The organism is Actinospineispora spinosispora DSM 44797, assembly GCF_000429025.1.
In the GTDB taxonomy this organism is placed as follows: Bacteria; Actinomycetota; Actinomycetes; order Mycobacteriales; family Pseudonocardiaceae; genus Pseudonocardia; species Pseudonocardia spinosispora.
In genome coordinates this window covers 13,911-29,059 of the sequence record NZ_AUBB01000047.1, presented here as the reverse complement: position 1 = coordinate 29,059, position 15,149 = coordinate 13,911, and the positions used below count along the sequence as shown (strand labels likewise).

Here is a 15,149-nt window from a genome sequence, read left to right as displayed (position 1 = left end):
TGCTGATTGCGCGACGGATTGCCATCCGAATGCGGGTGTAGTCGTCGAAGCCTCCGATTGGTCATCGGGCGACTCGGAGGGAGCGTGCTGCGATGCCAGCTGGCTATTTCATCGCGATGCGAGTAGCGCTGGCCCTGGCGTCTCTCGGCGCCACCACATCGCTCGCGGCCTGCGGTACGTCAGCGCCCGCCGCACGGTCGGAGCATGTCGTGACCTCGATGTCCGGTGTGACGGTTCAGGTGCCCAACCAGGTCGGTCGCATCGCCGAGCAGTTTCCCGCGCATACCACGACTGACATCATGCTCGGTGTCGGCGACAAGGTAGTGGCGATTCCGCAGAATGTGAAAACGCTTCCGTTTCTCAGCAAGGTCTTTCCGAGGGTGAAGTCGATTCCTGAGCTGTTCCACAATGGTGGCGCGGTCAACATGGAGGATCTTCTCCAGCTCAAACCGGACGTGGTATCCGCCGTCGATGGCGGCGCCACCCTGAAGCCGTTCCAGGAGGTCGGGCTCCCGGCCGTCGACATGAACTTCAACACCTTCCAACAGTTGACGCAGTCCATGGTCCTGGCGGGACAGGTGTACGGCGGCGACGCCGTAGGTCGCGCGCAGTCCTTCACCGAGTACGTCAACGCGAAGGTCCAACTGGTTCGGTCACGGTTGGCGTCGCTTCCCTCGGCGCGGCGGCCCAGCGTGGTGCACATCGCGAGTTATCCGCCGCTCGTGGTCGACGGAGGTACGTCGCTGATCGATGAGTGGATCAAGCTTGCCGGCGGCACGGACGCGGCGAGCCCATTGAGCGGCGCCAGCGGCACGCATGTGACCGTCACGATGGAACAGTTGCTGACCTGGAATCCCGACGTGCTCATCGTCGAGACACCCGGCGGCGACCAGGGCATCGCGGCGAACTCCGGCCAGTCCGTCGTGACCGCGCTGGCGAACACCCCGGGCTGGCAGAATCTGCGGGCTGTACAGAACCATCGTGTGTATCTGAACCCGCAGGGTCTGTACCCGTGGGACCGCTTCGGCCCTGAGGAGGCCTTGCAGGTTCAGTGGGCGGCGAAGACCCTCCACCCCGAGCTGTTCACCGATCTGGACATCCGAGCCGAAGCGAGGGCCTTCTACCAGAGGTTCTTCGCGTACGACCCGAGCGATTCGGAGCTGGACCAGATTTTCCAGGTCGGTCGGTGACCGAATCACCTCGAGCGATGATCGAGCGCATGCGGTTCGGGCTGCCCGGTGGACGCGGGGTACTCGACGCGAGGAGCCCGGACTCGAAGCTGCGGCAGGCCGAGGTCGCCGATGAGCTCGGATTCGACTGCCTGTGGTTCGGGGAGGAACACTTCAGCAGCGCCGACGCCCCGGTGCGTCGGAGTCCGTCGGCGCCCCTAGTGCTCGCTGCCGCCGCGGCCGCTCGGACCACCCGAATTCGGATCGGGTTGTCGTCGCTGTTGCTCACGCTGCACCACAGTGTCCGCCTGGCTGAGGAGATTGCGACGCTCGACGAGCTCTCCGGCGGACGGGTCGACGTCGGTATCGGATGGCCGGGTGATCGTGACGCCACGGCGTTCGGGCGCGGTGAGACCGCCGAGGTGTCCCTTCCGGACCAGCTCGATGCCATGATCGGTCACTGGGCGGGGCGACCGATCGAGGTCGACGGCGTGCCGCACAGGGTCGAGCCGCCACCGTCGCAGCGGCCACATCCGCCCATCTACGTGGCTGCTCGCAACGACGAAGCCGTCGTCTGGGCCGCCGAACGGAACTACAGCCTGATCACCCCCGGAGTGGAGTCCCCGACCTCGCTACGGCGGCGGCTGGACCTGTTCGCGGCGCACGGTGGCAGCGTGACCGAGGTGCCGGTGGAGCGCTTCTGCTTCGTGGCGGACTCCGATGCTCTGGCCCGTCGGCAGGCTCTACCCCTCATCAAGGTGCTGGTCGCGCGGCAGCGCCGGCTGGGAACGATCGATCGACACCTGGGAGTGACCAGCGACGACGATCTCGACCCCGAACGGTTCTACCAGGAGTCCGCCATCATCGGCGGCCCCGATAGCGTTGCCGCTCGGGTCGCCGCGTTGCGCGACGACCAGGGCGTCCGATACGTGAACCTGCGGCCCTCACTGACCGGGCTCTGTCCGCTCGAGCTGCAGCGGACGACGGTGGCACTGTTCGCGAGTGAGGTGATTCCCCGCCTGAACGGGCCGGTCGAGCCCACGCCGCCGCGATGAGGGGGAACAAGCCGGGCGTTGAGCGGTCGGTCGAGCAGCAACCCGCCGACCCGACCTCCGGGTCCACGCGCCGTCGAGCCCGCGACCACCTCTCCGGGCTGCTGCCGGGTGTCCTCCTCGTCGTCGGACTGCTCGCGCTCACCGTGCTGTCCTTCGGTTTCGGGCGCTATCCGGTGGACCCGGTCACCGTGGTCCGGGTGCTGGCTGGCCGGTTCGTCGACGTCACCACAGCGGCGACCGACCAGACGGTGGTCCTGCGGATTCGGTTGCCGCGGATCCTGGCCGCGTTGCTGGTCGGGGCGGCACTGTCGTCCTCCGGCGCGGCATACCAGACGATGCTTCGCAACCCGCTCGTCTCACCGGAGATCCTCGGCGTGGCCGCGGGCGCCGGGTTCGGGGCCTCGCTGGGCATCCTGCTCGGGTTGTCCCAAGGCGTGCTGCAGATCCTGTCGTTCGTGTTCGGGCTGTCGGCGGCGGTCATCGCGCTGGCGATCGGGCGGCTCGTGGGCAGCGTGTCGCCGATCGTGCTGGTCCTGGGCGGCATCGTGGTGGGGGCGATGTTCTCCGCGCTGATCTCGGGAACGCAGTACTTCGCCAACCCGGAGACCACGCTCCCGGAGATCACCTTCTGGCTGTTCGGCAGCCTGGCGAGGGCGTCGACGGGTGGTCTGCTGATCCCCGCGGGCATCGTCGTGATCTGTCTGGTCGCCCTGTATGCGGTGCGTTGGCCGCTCACCGTGCTGGCGACGGGGGAGGACGAAGCGCGGACGCTCGGGGTGAACCGCACCCTGGTCTGGGGAGTGGTGATCGGCGCCTCCACTCTGATGACGGCCACCGTGGTCAGCGTGGCCGGCATCATCGGATGGGTCGGGCTCGTCGTGCCGCACCTCGCGCGGTTCGTGGTGGGCCCCTCGTTCACCCGGCTGCTGCCGGTGGCCACCCTCATCGGCGCGGGCTACGTCCTGGCCGTCGACGATGTCGCGCGGAGCGTGACATCGCTCGATCTGCCGCTCGGCATCCTGACCGCGCTCATCGGTGCACCCTTCTTCGTCTCGCTGTTGGTCAAGGCCGGGCGCCAATGGCTCTGACCGGGCCCGAGGAGGCGTCTCGCGGCGGGACGGCGATCAGCATCGACGGGCTGAGCTTCGCCTACCCGCGCGGTGGGCACCGCGTCGCCGAGGTGTCCGTGTCAATCCACGAGCACGAGGTCTGTGTCCTGCTCGGACCCAACGGCGCGGGCAAGACCACCTTGCTGCGCTGCCTGCTGGGGCTGCTCACCCCGCACCGAGGACAGATCCAGGTCCTCGGAACCGACATCGCCGAACTGTCCGCACGTCAGCTCGCCCGCCGCGTCGCCTACGTCCCGCAGATCACGACGACGCCGTTCCCGTTCACCGCACTGGACATCGCCGTGATGGGCCGCACCCCGTACCTCGCCGCGACGGCCGCCCCGACGGCGGCCGACCGGCGGACAGCGACCGCGCAGCTGGACAGACTCGGCATCGCCCACCTGGCACAACGCCCGTTCTCACTGCTCTCCGGCGGCGAACGGCAACTCACCCTGCTCGCCAGGGCCCTGGTCCAACAGGCGCCGGTCCTCGTCCTTGACGAGCCCACCGCGGCACTCGACTACGGCAACGAGGTTCGCATCCTGGGCGTGATCACCGAACTTGCGCGTGCGGGGCACTGCGTCCTGATGACGACCCACCAGCCCGCGCACGCCCTCACCCACGCCTCTCGGGCGGTGCTCATGCGCGGTGGTCGGCTGGTCGCTGACGGCCGCCCCGAGGACGTCGTGACCAGCGACAGCCTCAGTGACCTCTACGGTGTCGGAATCCACGTCGCGCAGGTGAACCTGCCAGGAGAGAACGGTCTCCCGGTGCGTACCTGCATCCCCATCCCGTCGCGCCCGTCCCCTCGGTGACCCCAGACGCGAGTGCGGGGCGGTCAGCGGATCCGGCGTCCCGTCTCGGCGCAGGAGTACCCGCCGAGCGCCTCGACGTCGGCACGGAAGTCAGCGCGGTCCAACAGCTCCCACAGCGGGGTGAGCAGCGGGTCGGACAGTGACTCCGCGCGCAGCACCAGGTCGTACGGCTCCTGGGCGACGGGGACGAAGTCCAGGCCGAACGCCCGTGCGGCGGCCAGGATGCCCATTCCGGCATCCGCTCGCCCGGCGGCCACCGCCGCGGCGACGGCGAGGTGGGTGTGTTCTTCCCTGGAGTAGCCCGACACCTGGTCAGGGTCGAGGCCGCGGCGGGTCAGCTCATGGTCGAGCAGGGCGCGGGTGCCGGCTCCGCGTTGCCGGTTGACGTAGTGCAGTCCGGGCCGGGTCAGATCGTCGACACCGGTGAGCCCGAGGGGGTTTCCCGGGGCGACGATGAGCCCCTGGTCGCGGTGCACCAGCCGGACGACGGCAACCTCGCCGCCGGTCCCGAGCAGCCGGTCGACGTAGGACAGCGTGTACTCGCCGGTGGCCGGGTCCAGCAGGTGCGACCCGGCGATGTGGCACAGCCCGTCGCGCAGTGCCACCAGCCCGCCGAGTGATCCGACGTTGGAGGAGGCGAGGGTGATCAGCGGATCGTCCGCTCGCAGCTGTGAGGCGGCGAGGTCGAGGACGAGGTCGTGCGAGCCGATGGCGACGATCGTGCGTCCGATCTCGGCGAGCCCGCGCAGCAGCTCCACCCGGACCTGTTCGCCGGCGTGGTGGCCCTCCAGACCTGCGGGCACCATCAACAGACCGTCAGCGCGCACCAGCGAGGTGAGCACACCGGCGCCGCGCGGCAGGGGCGTGGCGACCACGTCGCCGCCGACACGCCCCAGCCGCACCCGTACCCAGTCGTCCATCCCGATCGCCGAGGGAAGTTTGCGTGCCAGCCGCGCGGTCGTCGAGGGCCGTTCGCGGGGCGCGGCGCCTTCGAGCTCGGCGAGCATCGGCGCGGCGAAGATGTCGAAGGTGAGCGCCGCGGAGACCGGGTAGCCGGGCGCTCCGAGTACCGGGGTGGCGGGGTCGCCGGCGACGGTGCCGAGGACGACGGGGTGACCGGGGCGGACCGCGACACCGTGCACCGCGAGCGTGCCGGCTTCGGCGACGACGCGGGCGGTGTAGTCGTCGCGGCCGGCGCTGGAGCCGGCGATGAGGATGACCAGGTCGGCCTCAGCCGCGGCGGCGCGCAGCGCGGCGGTGATGGCATCCGGGTCGTCGGAGACGATGTCGGTGACCCGGGCCTCGCAGCCCACTTCGCGCGCCTGCGCGGCGAGCATCAGCGAGTTGGTGTCCAGGATCTCTCCGGGGGCCAGCTCGGAGCCGATCGGACGGATCTCGTCACCCGTCGGCACGATCACCACGACCGGGGCGCGGCGCACGCGGAGCTCGACAGCTCCGGCCGCGGCGCAGGCAGCGACGTCGACCGGCCGCAGCCGGTGCCCCTCCGGCAGTAGCAGCTCCCCGGCACTGATGTCCTCGCCGATCGACCGGACATGCTGATACGGCGGGACCGCGGCGCGCAGCTCGGCCGGGCCATCAGCGATTCGGTGCACGTGCTCGCGCATGACGACCGCGTCGTAGCCTGCCGGTAGCGGGTCGCCGGTGTCGACGACCTCGAAGTCTTCGATGCCGAGTAGCAACGGCGTCGACTCACCGGCGCCCACGGTGTCCGCCGCACGCACGGCGATGCCGTCCATCGCGGCGGCGTCGAACGCGGGGGAGGACCGGCGCGCCCACACCGGCTCGGCCGTCACCCGCCACACCGCGGCACCGACCGGCACCTCGACCGTGTCCACCCTCGGCGGGCATCCCGCGTCGACCCGGGCGGCGCGCCAGGCGTCGAGCGCTTCGGCCGAGGGAACGTCGGAGACGAACGGGCTCTCAGCGCTCATGCCGCGACGGTAGCCGCGAGGCGCGGGCCCTCATGCATAGAGGGTGATCTCGACGTCGGTGCCGGTGTCCAGACCGGTCGCCGGTTCCGGGACGATCAGATAACCGTCGGCGCGGGTCAGCACCGACAGCAGCGCCGACGGGCCGAACAGCGGCTCGGCGATCCCGTCGCGGACCCTCACCTGGACCACGTCGAGACGTCCGGCCGCCGAGGCGAGGTCCCGCGAGAGCCGGGCACGGGTGGACGGCCTGGGCGGCGGGGTCTCGCAGCCGGCTGTCCGCCACAGCAGCGGTATCCCGATCTGGCCGAAGACGACCAACGCGGAGAGCGGGTTGCCCGGCAGACCGATCAGCGGGATTCCGCCGCACTCCGCCAGCAGGGTGGGTTTGCCCGGTTTGATGGCCAGACCGTGGCACCAGATGTCGCCGACCTCGGCCACCGCACCGGCGGTCTCGTCCCGCGTGCCGACCGAGGACCCGGCCGAGATGACCACAAGGTCGACCTCGGGCAGCACGTCGGACAGTCGGGCCTTGAGCGCTCCGGGCTCGTCGCTGACGATCCCGGCGGGTACCGGTTCGCCGCCGGCGTCGACGACCAGGCCGGCGAGCGCCGATGCGGTGGCGTCGCGTACCTGGCCGGGGGTGAGCTCAGCGGTGTGTGGCGGCACGACCTCGTCGCCGGTGGAGATGATCGCCACCCTCGGCCGGGCGTGCACCGCGACGGTGGTCACCCCGGCCGCGGCGAGAAGACCGAGTTCCGGAGCCCGCAGCGGGCGGCCCGCCGGTACCAGCGCGGCACCGGCGGCGACGTCCTCATCGGCTCGCACCAGCCCACCGCCGGGAGCGACCGGTCGCGTCACCTCGATCGTGCCGGGCATGGTCTCGGCGGTGTACTCGACCATCACCACCGCGTCGGCGCCGTCCGGGAGGACCGCTCCGGTGGGTATCGCGACGCAACCGGCCGCGCGGACCGCGACGTCCGGCGCCGCCCCCATGCGTACCGCGCCGAGCAGGTCGAGGTAGGACGGAAGCCCCTCGGAGGCCCCGTAGGTGTCGGCCGCCCGGACGGCGAACCCGTCGACGGTCGAACGGACGAAACCGGGCAGCGCGCACGGCGCGGACACCGGGGCGGCAGGTACCCGGTGGAGCGCGGCGGCCAGCTCCAAGCGCTCGACCGGTGTGCGGTGGAGGGGCCGGAAGCCGGTGAGGGCCTCGCTGACGGTGCGGGCGGTGAAGAACTCCCGCCCGCTCACCGTGCGGGCTGTCCGGCTTGGCCCTCCGGTTTGGGATGCTCGCGGGCGGCCGGTCCGCCCTTGTCGAGTCCCAGCACGGAGACCACCGGACCGAGTGCCACCTGCCCGAGCCCGCAGATGGAGGTCTTGCGCATGGCCTCCTCCAACCGCAGTATCTGCCCGCGCCCCGCCTCGTCGAGGACCGAGGTGCCCGAGTCGAGCGTCCCGCGCAGCAGCTCGTGTGCCTTGGTCGAACCGACCCGGCACGGCACGCACTTCCCGCACGACTCGTTGCGGAAGAACCGCAGCACGTTGGTCGACGCGGCGAGCAGGTCGGTGCCTTCCTCCAAGACGACCACCGCGCCCGAGCCGAGCATGGTCCCGCCCTCGGCGAGCGTTCCGAAGTCCAACGCCAGGTCGAGCTTGTCGGGGCCGATGAAGTTCGACGACGCGCCGCCGGGTTGTACCGCGCCGATCTCGGCCCCGTCACGGACGCCACCGGCCAGCTCGATCAACGACCGGACCGTCGTGCCCATCGGCACGCAGTACACACCGGGTTCCTGGACGTGCCCGGACACCGCGAAGAACTTCCAGCCGACCGACTCGCCGAGGCCCTGCGACTTCCACCAGTCAGCCCCGCGCTGCACGATCACCGGGACGTCGGCGAAGGTCTCCACCGAGTTCATCAGGGTCGGCCGGCCGTGCAGACCGTAGTTGCCGGGGAACGGCGGTTTGTTGCGCGGCTCGCCCCGGTGGCCCTCCATGCACTCCAGCAGCGCGGTCTCCTCGCCGAGGATGTAGCCGCCGGGGGAGACGAAGATGTCCAGGTCCAACCGCCGCCCCGATCCACACGCGTCCGCACCGATCACCCCGGCGGCACGCAGCGCGTCGATCTCCTCGCGCAGGACGTGCTCCTCGGGGCCGTACTCGTGGCGGATGAACACCCAGCCCTGCTCGGCGCCGACGACCGCCATCCCGAGCAGCAGTCCCTCCAGGACCAGGTGCGGCTCGTCGGCCAGAATCTGGCGGTCCTTGAACGTGCCCGGCTCGGACTCGTCGGCGTTGCAGATCACGTACTTGACACTGTCCGGCTCCGCCGCCCGAACGAGCTCCCACTTCTTCCCGGTGGGGAACCCGGCACCACCCATCCCGCGCAGCCCGCAGTCCTTCAGCGTGCCGAGGATCTCCTCGGCGTCCAGCTCGCCGCTCAGCAGCGCACGGAGTGTGGTGTAGCGCTGTGGCACGCCGGAGCCGGCGGGGTACGGGTCGTTCGGCCACGGCTCGTCCCGCCCCGACGCGGTCGGCTCGGCCGTACCCACCCCCGCGTCGCGCGCTGAGGCCACCAGCGCCTCGACCCGGTTCACCGACGCCGGGTACTCGTTCACGGCCACCGCCGGCGCGACGTCGCAGCGACCGAGGCAGGACACCTCGACCAGCTCGACGTCGGTGTCCTCGCCGTACCGCTCGCGGAGTTCGGTGATCCGCTCGTCACCAGCCCGCAGCCAGCACGACAGGTCGTGGCACACGTGCAGCGCTACCTTGGTCGGCGGCTCGGTGCGGAAGTGCGGATAGAACGAGATCAGTCCCTCGATCTCGTACCGTGGTCGACGCGTATCGCGGGCCAGTTCCTCCAGCTCCTCGCGGGGCAGCCAGCCGAGCCGGGCCTGGATCGCGTTGAGCGCCGGAATCAACGACGGGCCGGGGAACTTGCCTGCCCGTGCCTCGACACCCGGAACCCGGCGGGACCACACCTGCGCCGCGCGGTCGGACACCTCGGTCATACGGCTGCTCCCTGCGTCGAATCAGTACCCGAGTACGCCATGCCCAGCGGTTCCACCTGCAGCGCGCAGAACTTGAACTCCGGGATCTTGCCGAACGGGTCCACCTCGTCGATGGTCAGCAGGTTGGCCGCCGCCTCCCGGAAGTGGAACGGGATGAAGCAGTTTCCCAGCTGCTCGCGGTGACTGATCCGCACCTGCAGCTCGATTGCCCCTCGGCGTGACCGAGCACGGACCAGCTCACCGTGGGCCAGCCCACGATCGGCGGCGTCCTTGGGATGCATGTACACCTCCGCGACCGGGGAGATCGCGTCGAGCGCGAACGAACGCCTGGTCATGGACCCGGTGTGCCAGTGCTCCAGCAGCCGGCCGGTGTTGAGGACCAGCGGGTACTCGGCGTCGGGCAGCTCGCGGGGCGGTAGCCACTGGGCGGGCACCAGGTGCGCGAGCCCGTCGTCGGTGTTGAACTTCTCGTCGAACATGACGACCGTGCCGTCGGAGTGCTCCGGGTCGGAGTTCGGGTAGAGCTTCCCGGACAGCCCGAGGTTGTCGTAGGAGAGGTTCTTGTAGGACGGCATGAGCGCGACCATCTCGTCGAACACCTCCCGGGGCGCGCCGTAGTTCCAGTCCAACCCGATGCGCCGGGCGATGTCCTGCACGATCCGCCAGTCGGGCCGTGCCTGCCCCGGCGGGTCCATCACCTTGCGGCCGAGCTGAACCCGGCGGTCGGTGTTGGTGTAGGTGCCGTCCTTCTCCAGATAGGAGGTGGCGGGCAGGATCACGTCGGCGAACTCGGCGGTCTCGGTGAGGAAGATGTCCTGGACCACCAGGAAATCCAACGTCGAGAGAGCCTTGCGCACCTTGTTGATGTTCGGGTCGGACAGGAACGGGTTCTCCCCGAGCATGTACATGCCGCGCACGCCGCCGGGCGTCAGCACCGACTTGATGATCTCGGTGACGGTCAGGCCCCGGTTCGGGTTGAGCTCGGTGCCCCATGCCTGCTCGAACAGGCGTTGGGTCGCGTCCCGGTCCACCCCCTGGTAGTCGGGATAGAACATCGGGATCAACCCGGCGTCCGATGCGCCCTGCACGTTGTTCTGCCCGCGCAACGGGTGCAGACCGGTGCCCGGCCGTCCGACCTGGCCGGTGATCGAGCACAGCGCGATCAGGCAGCGGGCGTTGTCCGTGCCCGTGGTGTGCTGGGAGATTCCCATGCCCCAGTACACGACCGCGGCACCGGCCTCGCCCCACAGCTTGGCGACCTCACGGATAGTGTCCGCCTCGACGCCGGTGATCTGCGCGGCACGCTCTGGCGGATAGTCCGCGACGGTCCGTGCTAGCTCGTCGTAGTTCGACGTCCGGTCGGCGATGAAGTCGCGGTCGATCAGCCCGAGCCGGATCACCTCGTGCATGATCGAGTTGTAGAACGCCACGTCCGTGCCCGGCTTGAGCTGCACGAAGATGTCGGCATGCTCGGACACCGTCGACGCTCGGGGGTCCACGTAGACGATCTTCGTGCCGCGACGGCGGGCCTGCTTGAAGAACGAGCTGGCCACCGGGTGGTTGGCGGTCGGGTTGGAGCCGGTGATGATCACGACGTCGGCGTTGGCGACGTCGCCGTAGGTGGTGGAGACGGCGCCCGAACCCACACCCTCGAACAGCGCGGCGACCGACGAGGCGTGGCACAGTCGCGTGCAGTGGTCGACGTTGTTGGTGCCGAAGCCGGTCCGGATGAGCTTCTGGAACAGGTAGGCCTCCTCGTTGGAACACTTCGCCGAGCCGAAGCCGGCGATCGCACCCGGACCACCCTGCGCGTGCACCTCGGTGAGCCGTCGAGCGATCAGGTCCAGCGCCTCGTCCCAGCTGGCCTCGCGGAAGTGCGGTAGGACCTCGTCGTAGTCGACCAGCCCACCGGGCTTGCGTCCCCGGTCCTTACCCGGCCTGCCGTCCTTGCGGTTGTCACCTCGGCCACCGCCGCTGCGGTTGCCGCCTCCACCGCCGCGACCTCGGTCGTTGTGCGTGCCGCCGCGACCGTCACCGCGGACATCGGCCGAGAGCGGGCCCTTGGGATAGGCGGAGTCGACGCGGATGAGGGGCACGGTGAGTCGTTGCGGCGACGCGGAGTAGTCCCAGCCGTAGCGACCCTTGACGCACAGCCGGCTCTGGGAGCCGGGCTGGTCACGGCCTTCGGCGAACGCGATCGCGCCGCGTTCGCGGTCGACGTAGTAGGTGAGCGCGCAGCCAACCCCGCAGTAGGGGCACACGCTGTCGACCGCGTCGAGCTCCTCGCGCGGGCGGATCGGGATGTTGCGGATCGCCTTGTTGGTCAGCGCGCCGGTGGGGCAGGCCTGCACGCACTCGCCGCAGGTGACGCAGGAACTGGCGCCCATCGGGTCGTCGAGATCGAACGCGATCCTGGTCGAGTAGCCCTTGCCGGTGCGGCCGATCACGTCGTTGCCCTGGATGTCGTCGCACGCCCGCACGCAGCGGTCGCACAGGATGCACGAGTCGTGGTCGACGTCGATGACCGGGTTCGACGAGTCGTGGCCTCGGCCGGAGCCGCAGGGCAGCTCGGTGGTCTCGCGGGCGACGTCGAACCGGTCGGCCAGCTCCAGCAGCAGGTTGTCCCCGGTGGTGGTCTGCTTCGGGTCCTGCTCACGGGGCAGTTGGTCGGAGACCAGCAGCTCGGTCAGCGTGGCCCGGTTGCGTTCCAGCTCCGGCGTCGAGGTCTTGACCTCCATGCCGTCCTCGCACGGCCGCACGCAGGCGGCGGCGAACACCCGGCCGCCGGTGTCGACCACGCACATCCGGCACACACCGACCGGGTCGTAGCGCTCGTCATGGCACAGCACCGGGATGTCGATGCCGGCCTGCTTGGCAGCGTCATAGATCGTGGTGCCCTCCGGCACCGTCACGCTGCGACCGTCGATCTCGGCGGTGACGGTGCGTACGGACGCGATCGGCTCGTGTACGGCCGTCATATCGGCCTCCGTCCTTCGAGCTGTGTGACCCAGACAGCCTGTCTGAATACAGTATGCAAGACCGGCTGGGATGTTGCGCGGATCCTCGTGCGCGACGGCGGCGGCGTGGGGCTGCCCCTGTCCAGCCGTCATCTCACTCTTGGACGCTAGCGCGGTGTGACCCAGACAACCCTAGTTGACCGACGTGCAACTGGCGTCTCGATGTTGGGAAGCGCGACTGTCACACGTCGAGCAGCAGGTCGGGCAGGTCGTCCGCCGCGACCCGGCCCGCCTGGTCCAGCCCGCGTGCGACGTAGTAGCCGTCGACCATCGATTGCAGCCGGGTGGCGTCGAGTGTGGCGACACGGCCTGATGCCAGCTCCAGCGGAGTCTCCAACATGCGGGTCGGCAGCCGATCGTCCGCGGCGGTCGCGCCCTCCCGCAGGTTGAACGCCCGCTTCGCCCGCACGATCCGTCGAGCGGTCGCGTGCAGCTCGTCGGCGTCCACGGTCCACCCGGTCACCGTGGTCAGCAGCGCCGCCCACTCGGTGAAGGGTTCGGCGAAGACCCCGCGCAGGAATTTGCAGAGGATCATCGAGTCCATGATCGCCGCGCGATCCTCGGTGCCTACCGCGGCGGCGACATGCGCCGAGCCGCCGTCGAACCGGTCCAGGTCGCCGGACAGATCCGCCTCGTAGGCGCCGGACCGGTTGTGATCGGCGCCCCGGGAGTTCACCGCAAGACCCAGCGCCATCGACTGGAGGCTGCGGGGCTCGTAGCCCGGTAGCTCCAGCCCCTTGACCTGTGGCGCGAAGTCGATCGAACCACGACCGACCGTCTCCGCCGCCCGCCGTGACCCCTGAGCGAGCAGCTCGCCCAGGCCCGGCTCCCGACTTCCGATGGCGTTCAGAGCGCGCAACAGGGCCACGCCGTCACCGAACCGCAGCCACGGCTCGTCGATCAGGCCGCGCTCGACGCACTCCATCGCCCACGCGATCGTGCCGCCCGCTGAGATGGTGTCGATCCCGAGCTCGTCGCAACGAGCGCTCGCGGCGAACACGTCGTCCGGATCGGACACCCCGCACAGCGGACCGAGCGCGAACACGTTCTCGTACTCCATCCGCTGGCTGCCACCGCCCTTGCGCGAATAGATGTGTTCACAACCGATGGAGCAGGACGCACAGCTGTTGCGGGCGACCCCGCGCATTTCGTGCAGCTCCTCCGCCGCGAGCTGGGGCGCCCCCTCGAACGTGGCCGAGGTGAAATTGCGGGTCGGCAGGGTGCTGACCGCGTTGAAGGCCAGCAGGTTCGCCAGTGTGCCGAGCTCCCGATACTTGGCGGTGGCGGGCCCGAAGCTGCGCTGCCGTAGATCACGGGCGGCGGCGAGGACACCCGCCTGGTCGGCCACCGCGACCTTCGTGCCCGCGCGTACCAGCACGGCCTTGATGTTCTTCGCGCCGAGCACCGCGCCTAGCCCGCCCCGCCCCGCGTGTCGGCCGTCATGGCTGATGGTCGCGTAGCGGACACCGCGCTCACCGGCCGGGCCGATGGCCGCCGTGCGCCAGCCTCGTCCGAACCGGTCCCGGACCGATGTCTCCGCGACCGAGGCGGGCAGGCCCGCCAGCTCCGGGGCCGGCTCGAGGCGCACGCCGTGAGCGTCGATCAGCAGGACCGAGAGCTCGTCGGCGCGACCGCGGATCACGATGGCGTCGTGGCCGGTGAGCTTGCCCGAGATGGCGAACTGGCTGGAGGCGAGCGCATCGGTCAACAGCCCGGTCAGCGGCGACTTCGCCACGACGGCGAACTTCGCACTGGTCGTCAGGGGTGTGCCAACCAACGGCGAGAACACGAACGCCAGTGGTGCCGCCGGGGCGAGCGGATCCACGCCGGGCGGTGCACACCTGTGTAACAACCAGGTGCCCAGACCGACCCCGCCGAGGTAGGAGCGCAACACCCGCTCCTCGATCGCCAACGGCGCAGCTGTCGCCGCACGGCCGCTGACCTCGACGATCAGCGCCCGGCCGAAGTATCCGCCCGCGCTCACCGGACGACTGTATGCCCTCCGGCGCGCGGCAGCGGGTTCTCAGCCACCGGCATCGGCGGATAGGAACGCCACGCTGTCCCCGGCGACCAGCGGAAACTGCTCGTCGCGGGTGATCTGGTCGCCGTTCAACGCGGCGACGACATGACGATCCAGCGCCAGCCCTACGCCTGCCGCGGCCTCGCCCAGCGTGGCCGCCCGCACCGGACGTGCACCTCGCCGGCCGCCCCCGGCGAGCGCGCCGAAACACTGCACGGTGATCTCGATCGGCGGGCGCGCGTGGGCTTCCGCGTAGTCGTCCGGTGTGTTGACGTTGACCACGGATTCCAGCCCGGGGTCGTACCGGGCCAGTGTGGGGTCCGCGAGCAACTCTGTGTCGTCGAGCTGACGTACCGCGCAGTGTTTGAACAACATGCCCGGCCGCAGATCGCCCTGGGCGATCAGGGTCGTGATCAGCCCGGCCAGTGTGGTCCGATACGCGGCGGCCAGCGGCTGTCGGAAACCACGCGCCACCGGAAGCACCATGTCCACCTCCGGGTCAGCGGCTGCGTGCAGCACTCGCCGGATGAACGCGGTGTGCAGGAACGGCATGTCCGTCGAGCACACGAATGCCGATCCCGCGCGATCGGCGACCGAGGCAAGCCCGGCGGCGATGCCCTGCATCGGGCCCAGCCCTTCGACCGGGTCCTCCACGACCGTCACCCCGGCCGGTAGCGCGGGGAGCACCTGCCCGGGGGCACTCACGACAACAACAGGACCGTCCACCGCGCGGGCAACCAGCGCCGCCGTGCGATATAGAAGGGTCGAACCGTGCCACTCCAGGCCTGACTTCGGCGCGCCCATCCGGGACGAACGCCCACCGGCAAGCACCACGCCCGCCGCGACATCGACACCGGTCTGCACGCAGCGATGCTAGCCCGCGGCCGGAGGAGTTCTGGCTATGGCGCCAAACGACCGGCGCCGGATGGCCGCCATCATCTGAAGCAGCCTTGGTGTCCGTCCGAGGGCGTGATCTGGCAGCTTGGAAAGGCGAAATGCGA

10 protein-coding genes are annotated in these 15,149 nt (G+C 70.1%); 4 read left to right on the top strand and 6 right to left on the bottom strand.

The features are described from left to right. Nucleotides 1–92 precede the first annotated feature (92 nt). Genes G406_RS48305 through G406_RS0120120 form a run of 4 tightly spaced genes read left to right on the top strand, consistent with a single transcriptional unit; the run spans nt 93 to nt 4,148 of the window. A complete protein-coding gene (locus tag G406_RS48305; RefSeq protein WP_211241215.1) occupies nt 93–1,190 on the top strand; it encodes an ABC transporter substrate-binding protein in 1,098 nt (365 codons plus the stop codon). Next, nucleotides 1,187–2,224: an LLM class flavin-dependent oxidoreductase gene (locus G406_RS0120130; RefSeq protein ID WP_156935008.1), complete on the top strand. Its 1,038-nt coding sequence runs from the start codon at nt 1,187–1,189 to the stop codon at nt 2,222–2,224. Before G406_RS48305 ends, G406_RS0120130 begins: the two co-directional genes overlap by 4 nt. After that, on the top strand, nt 2,221–3,312 hold the full coding sequence (locus G406_RS0120125; RefSeq protein ID WP_084216229.1) for a FecCD family ABC transporter permease: 1,092 nt from the start codon (nt 2,221–2,223) through the stop codon (nt 3,310–3,312). Before G406_RS0120130 ends, G406_RS0120125 begins: the two co-directional genes overlap by 4 nt. After that, nucleotides 3,303–4,148, top strand: coding sequence for an ABC transporter ATP-binding protein (locus G406_RS0120120; protein WP_051342397.1), 846 nt, complete (start codon nt 3,303–3,305; stop codon nt 4,146–4,148). The genes G406_RS0120125 and G406_RS0120120 overlap by 10 nt, the downstream gene beginning before the upstream one ends. Before the next feature lie 23 nt (nt 4,149–4,171). On the opposite strand, the gene G406_RS0120115 is transcribed toward G406_RS0120120, so the two are convergent. From G406_RS0120115 to mobA, 6 genes are all read right to left on the bottom strand, one after another. After that, the gene (locus G406_RS0120115; protein WP_028935203.1) at nt 4,172–6,100 is read right to left on the bottom strand and encodes a molybdopterin biosynthesis protein; all 1,929 of its coding nucleotides are present in this window, start codon (nt 6,098–6,100) and stop codon (nt 4,172–4,174) included. A 30-nt stretch (nt 6,101–6,130) separates the two neighbouring features. After that, a complete protein-coding gene (locus G406_RS0120110) occupies nt 6,131–7,351 on the bottom strand; it encodes a molybdenum cofactor synthesis domain-containing protein (RefSeq protein WP_028935202.1) in 1,221 nt (406 codons plus the stop codon). After that, the gene (locus tag G406_RS0120105; protein WP_051342396.1) at nt 7,348–9,111 is read right to left on the bottom strand and encodes an NAD(P)H-dependent oxidoreductase subunit E; all 1,764 of its coding nucleotides are present in this window, start codon (nt 9,109–9,111) and stop codon (nt 7,348–7,350) included. Before G406_RS0120105 ends, G406_RS0120110 begins: the two co-directional genes overlap by 4 nt. Continuing rightward, complete coding sequence (gene fdhF, locus G406_RS48300; RefSeq protein ID WP_084216228.1) at nt 9,108–12,089, bottom strand: formate dehydrogenase subunit alpha; 2,982 nt, start codon at nt 12,087–12,089, stop codon at nt 9,108–9,110. The genes G406_RS0120105 and fdhF overlap by 4 nt, the downstream gene beginning before the upstream one ends. Before the next feature lie 220 nt (nt 12,090–12,309). After that, nucleotides 12,310–14,112 (bottom strand): aldehyde ferredoxin oxidoreductase family protein, encoded by a 1,803-nt coding sequence (locus G406_RS48295; protein ID WP_037077527.1) that lies wholly within the window; start codon nt 14,110–14,112, stop codon nt 12,310–12,312. 39 nt (nt 14,113–14,151) lie between these two features. Continuing rightward, a complete protein-coding gene (gene mobA / locus G406_RS0120090; RefSeq protein WP_028935200.1) occupies nt 14,152–15,012 on the bottom strand; it encodes a molybdenum cofactor guanylyltransferase in 861 nt (286 codons plus the stop codon). Nucleotides 15,013–15,149: the final 137 nt, after the last annotated feature.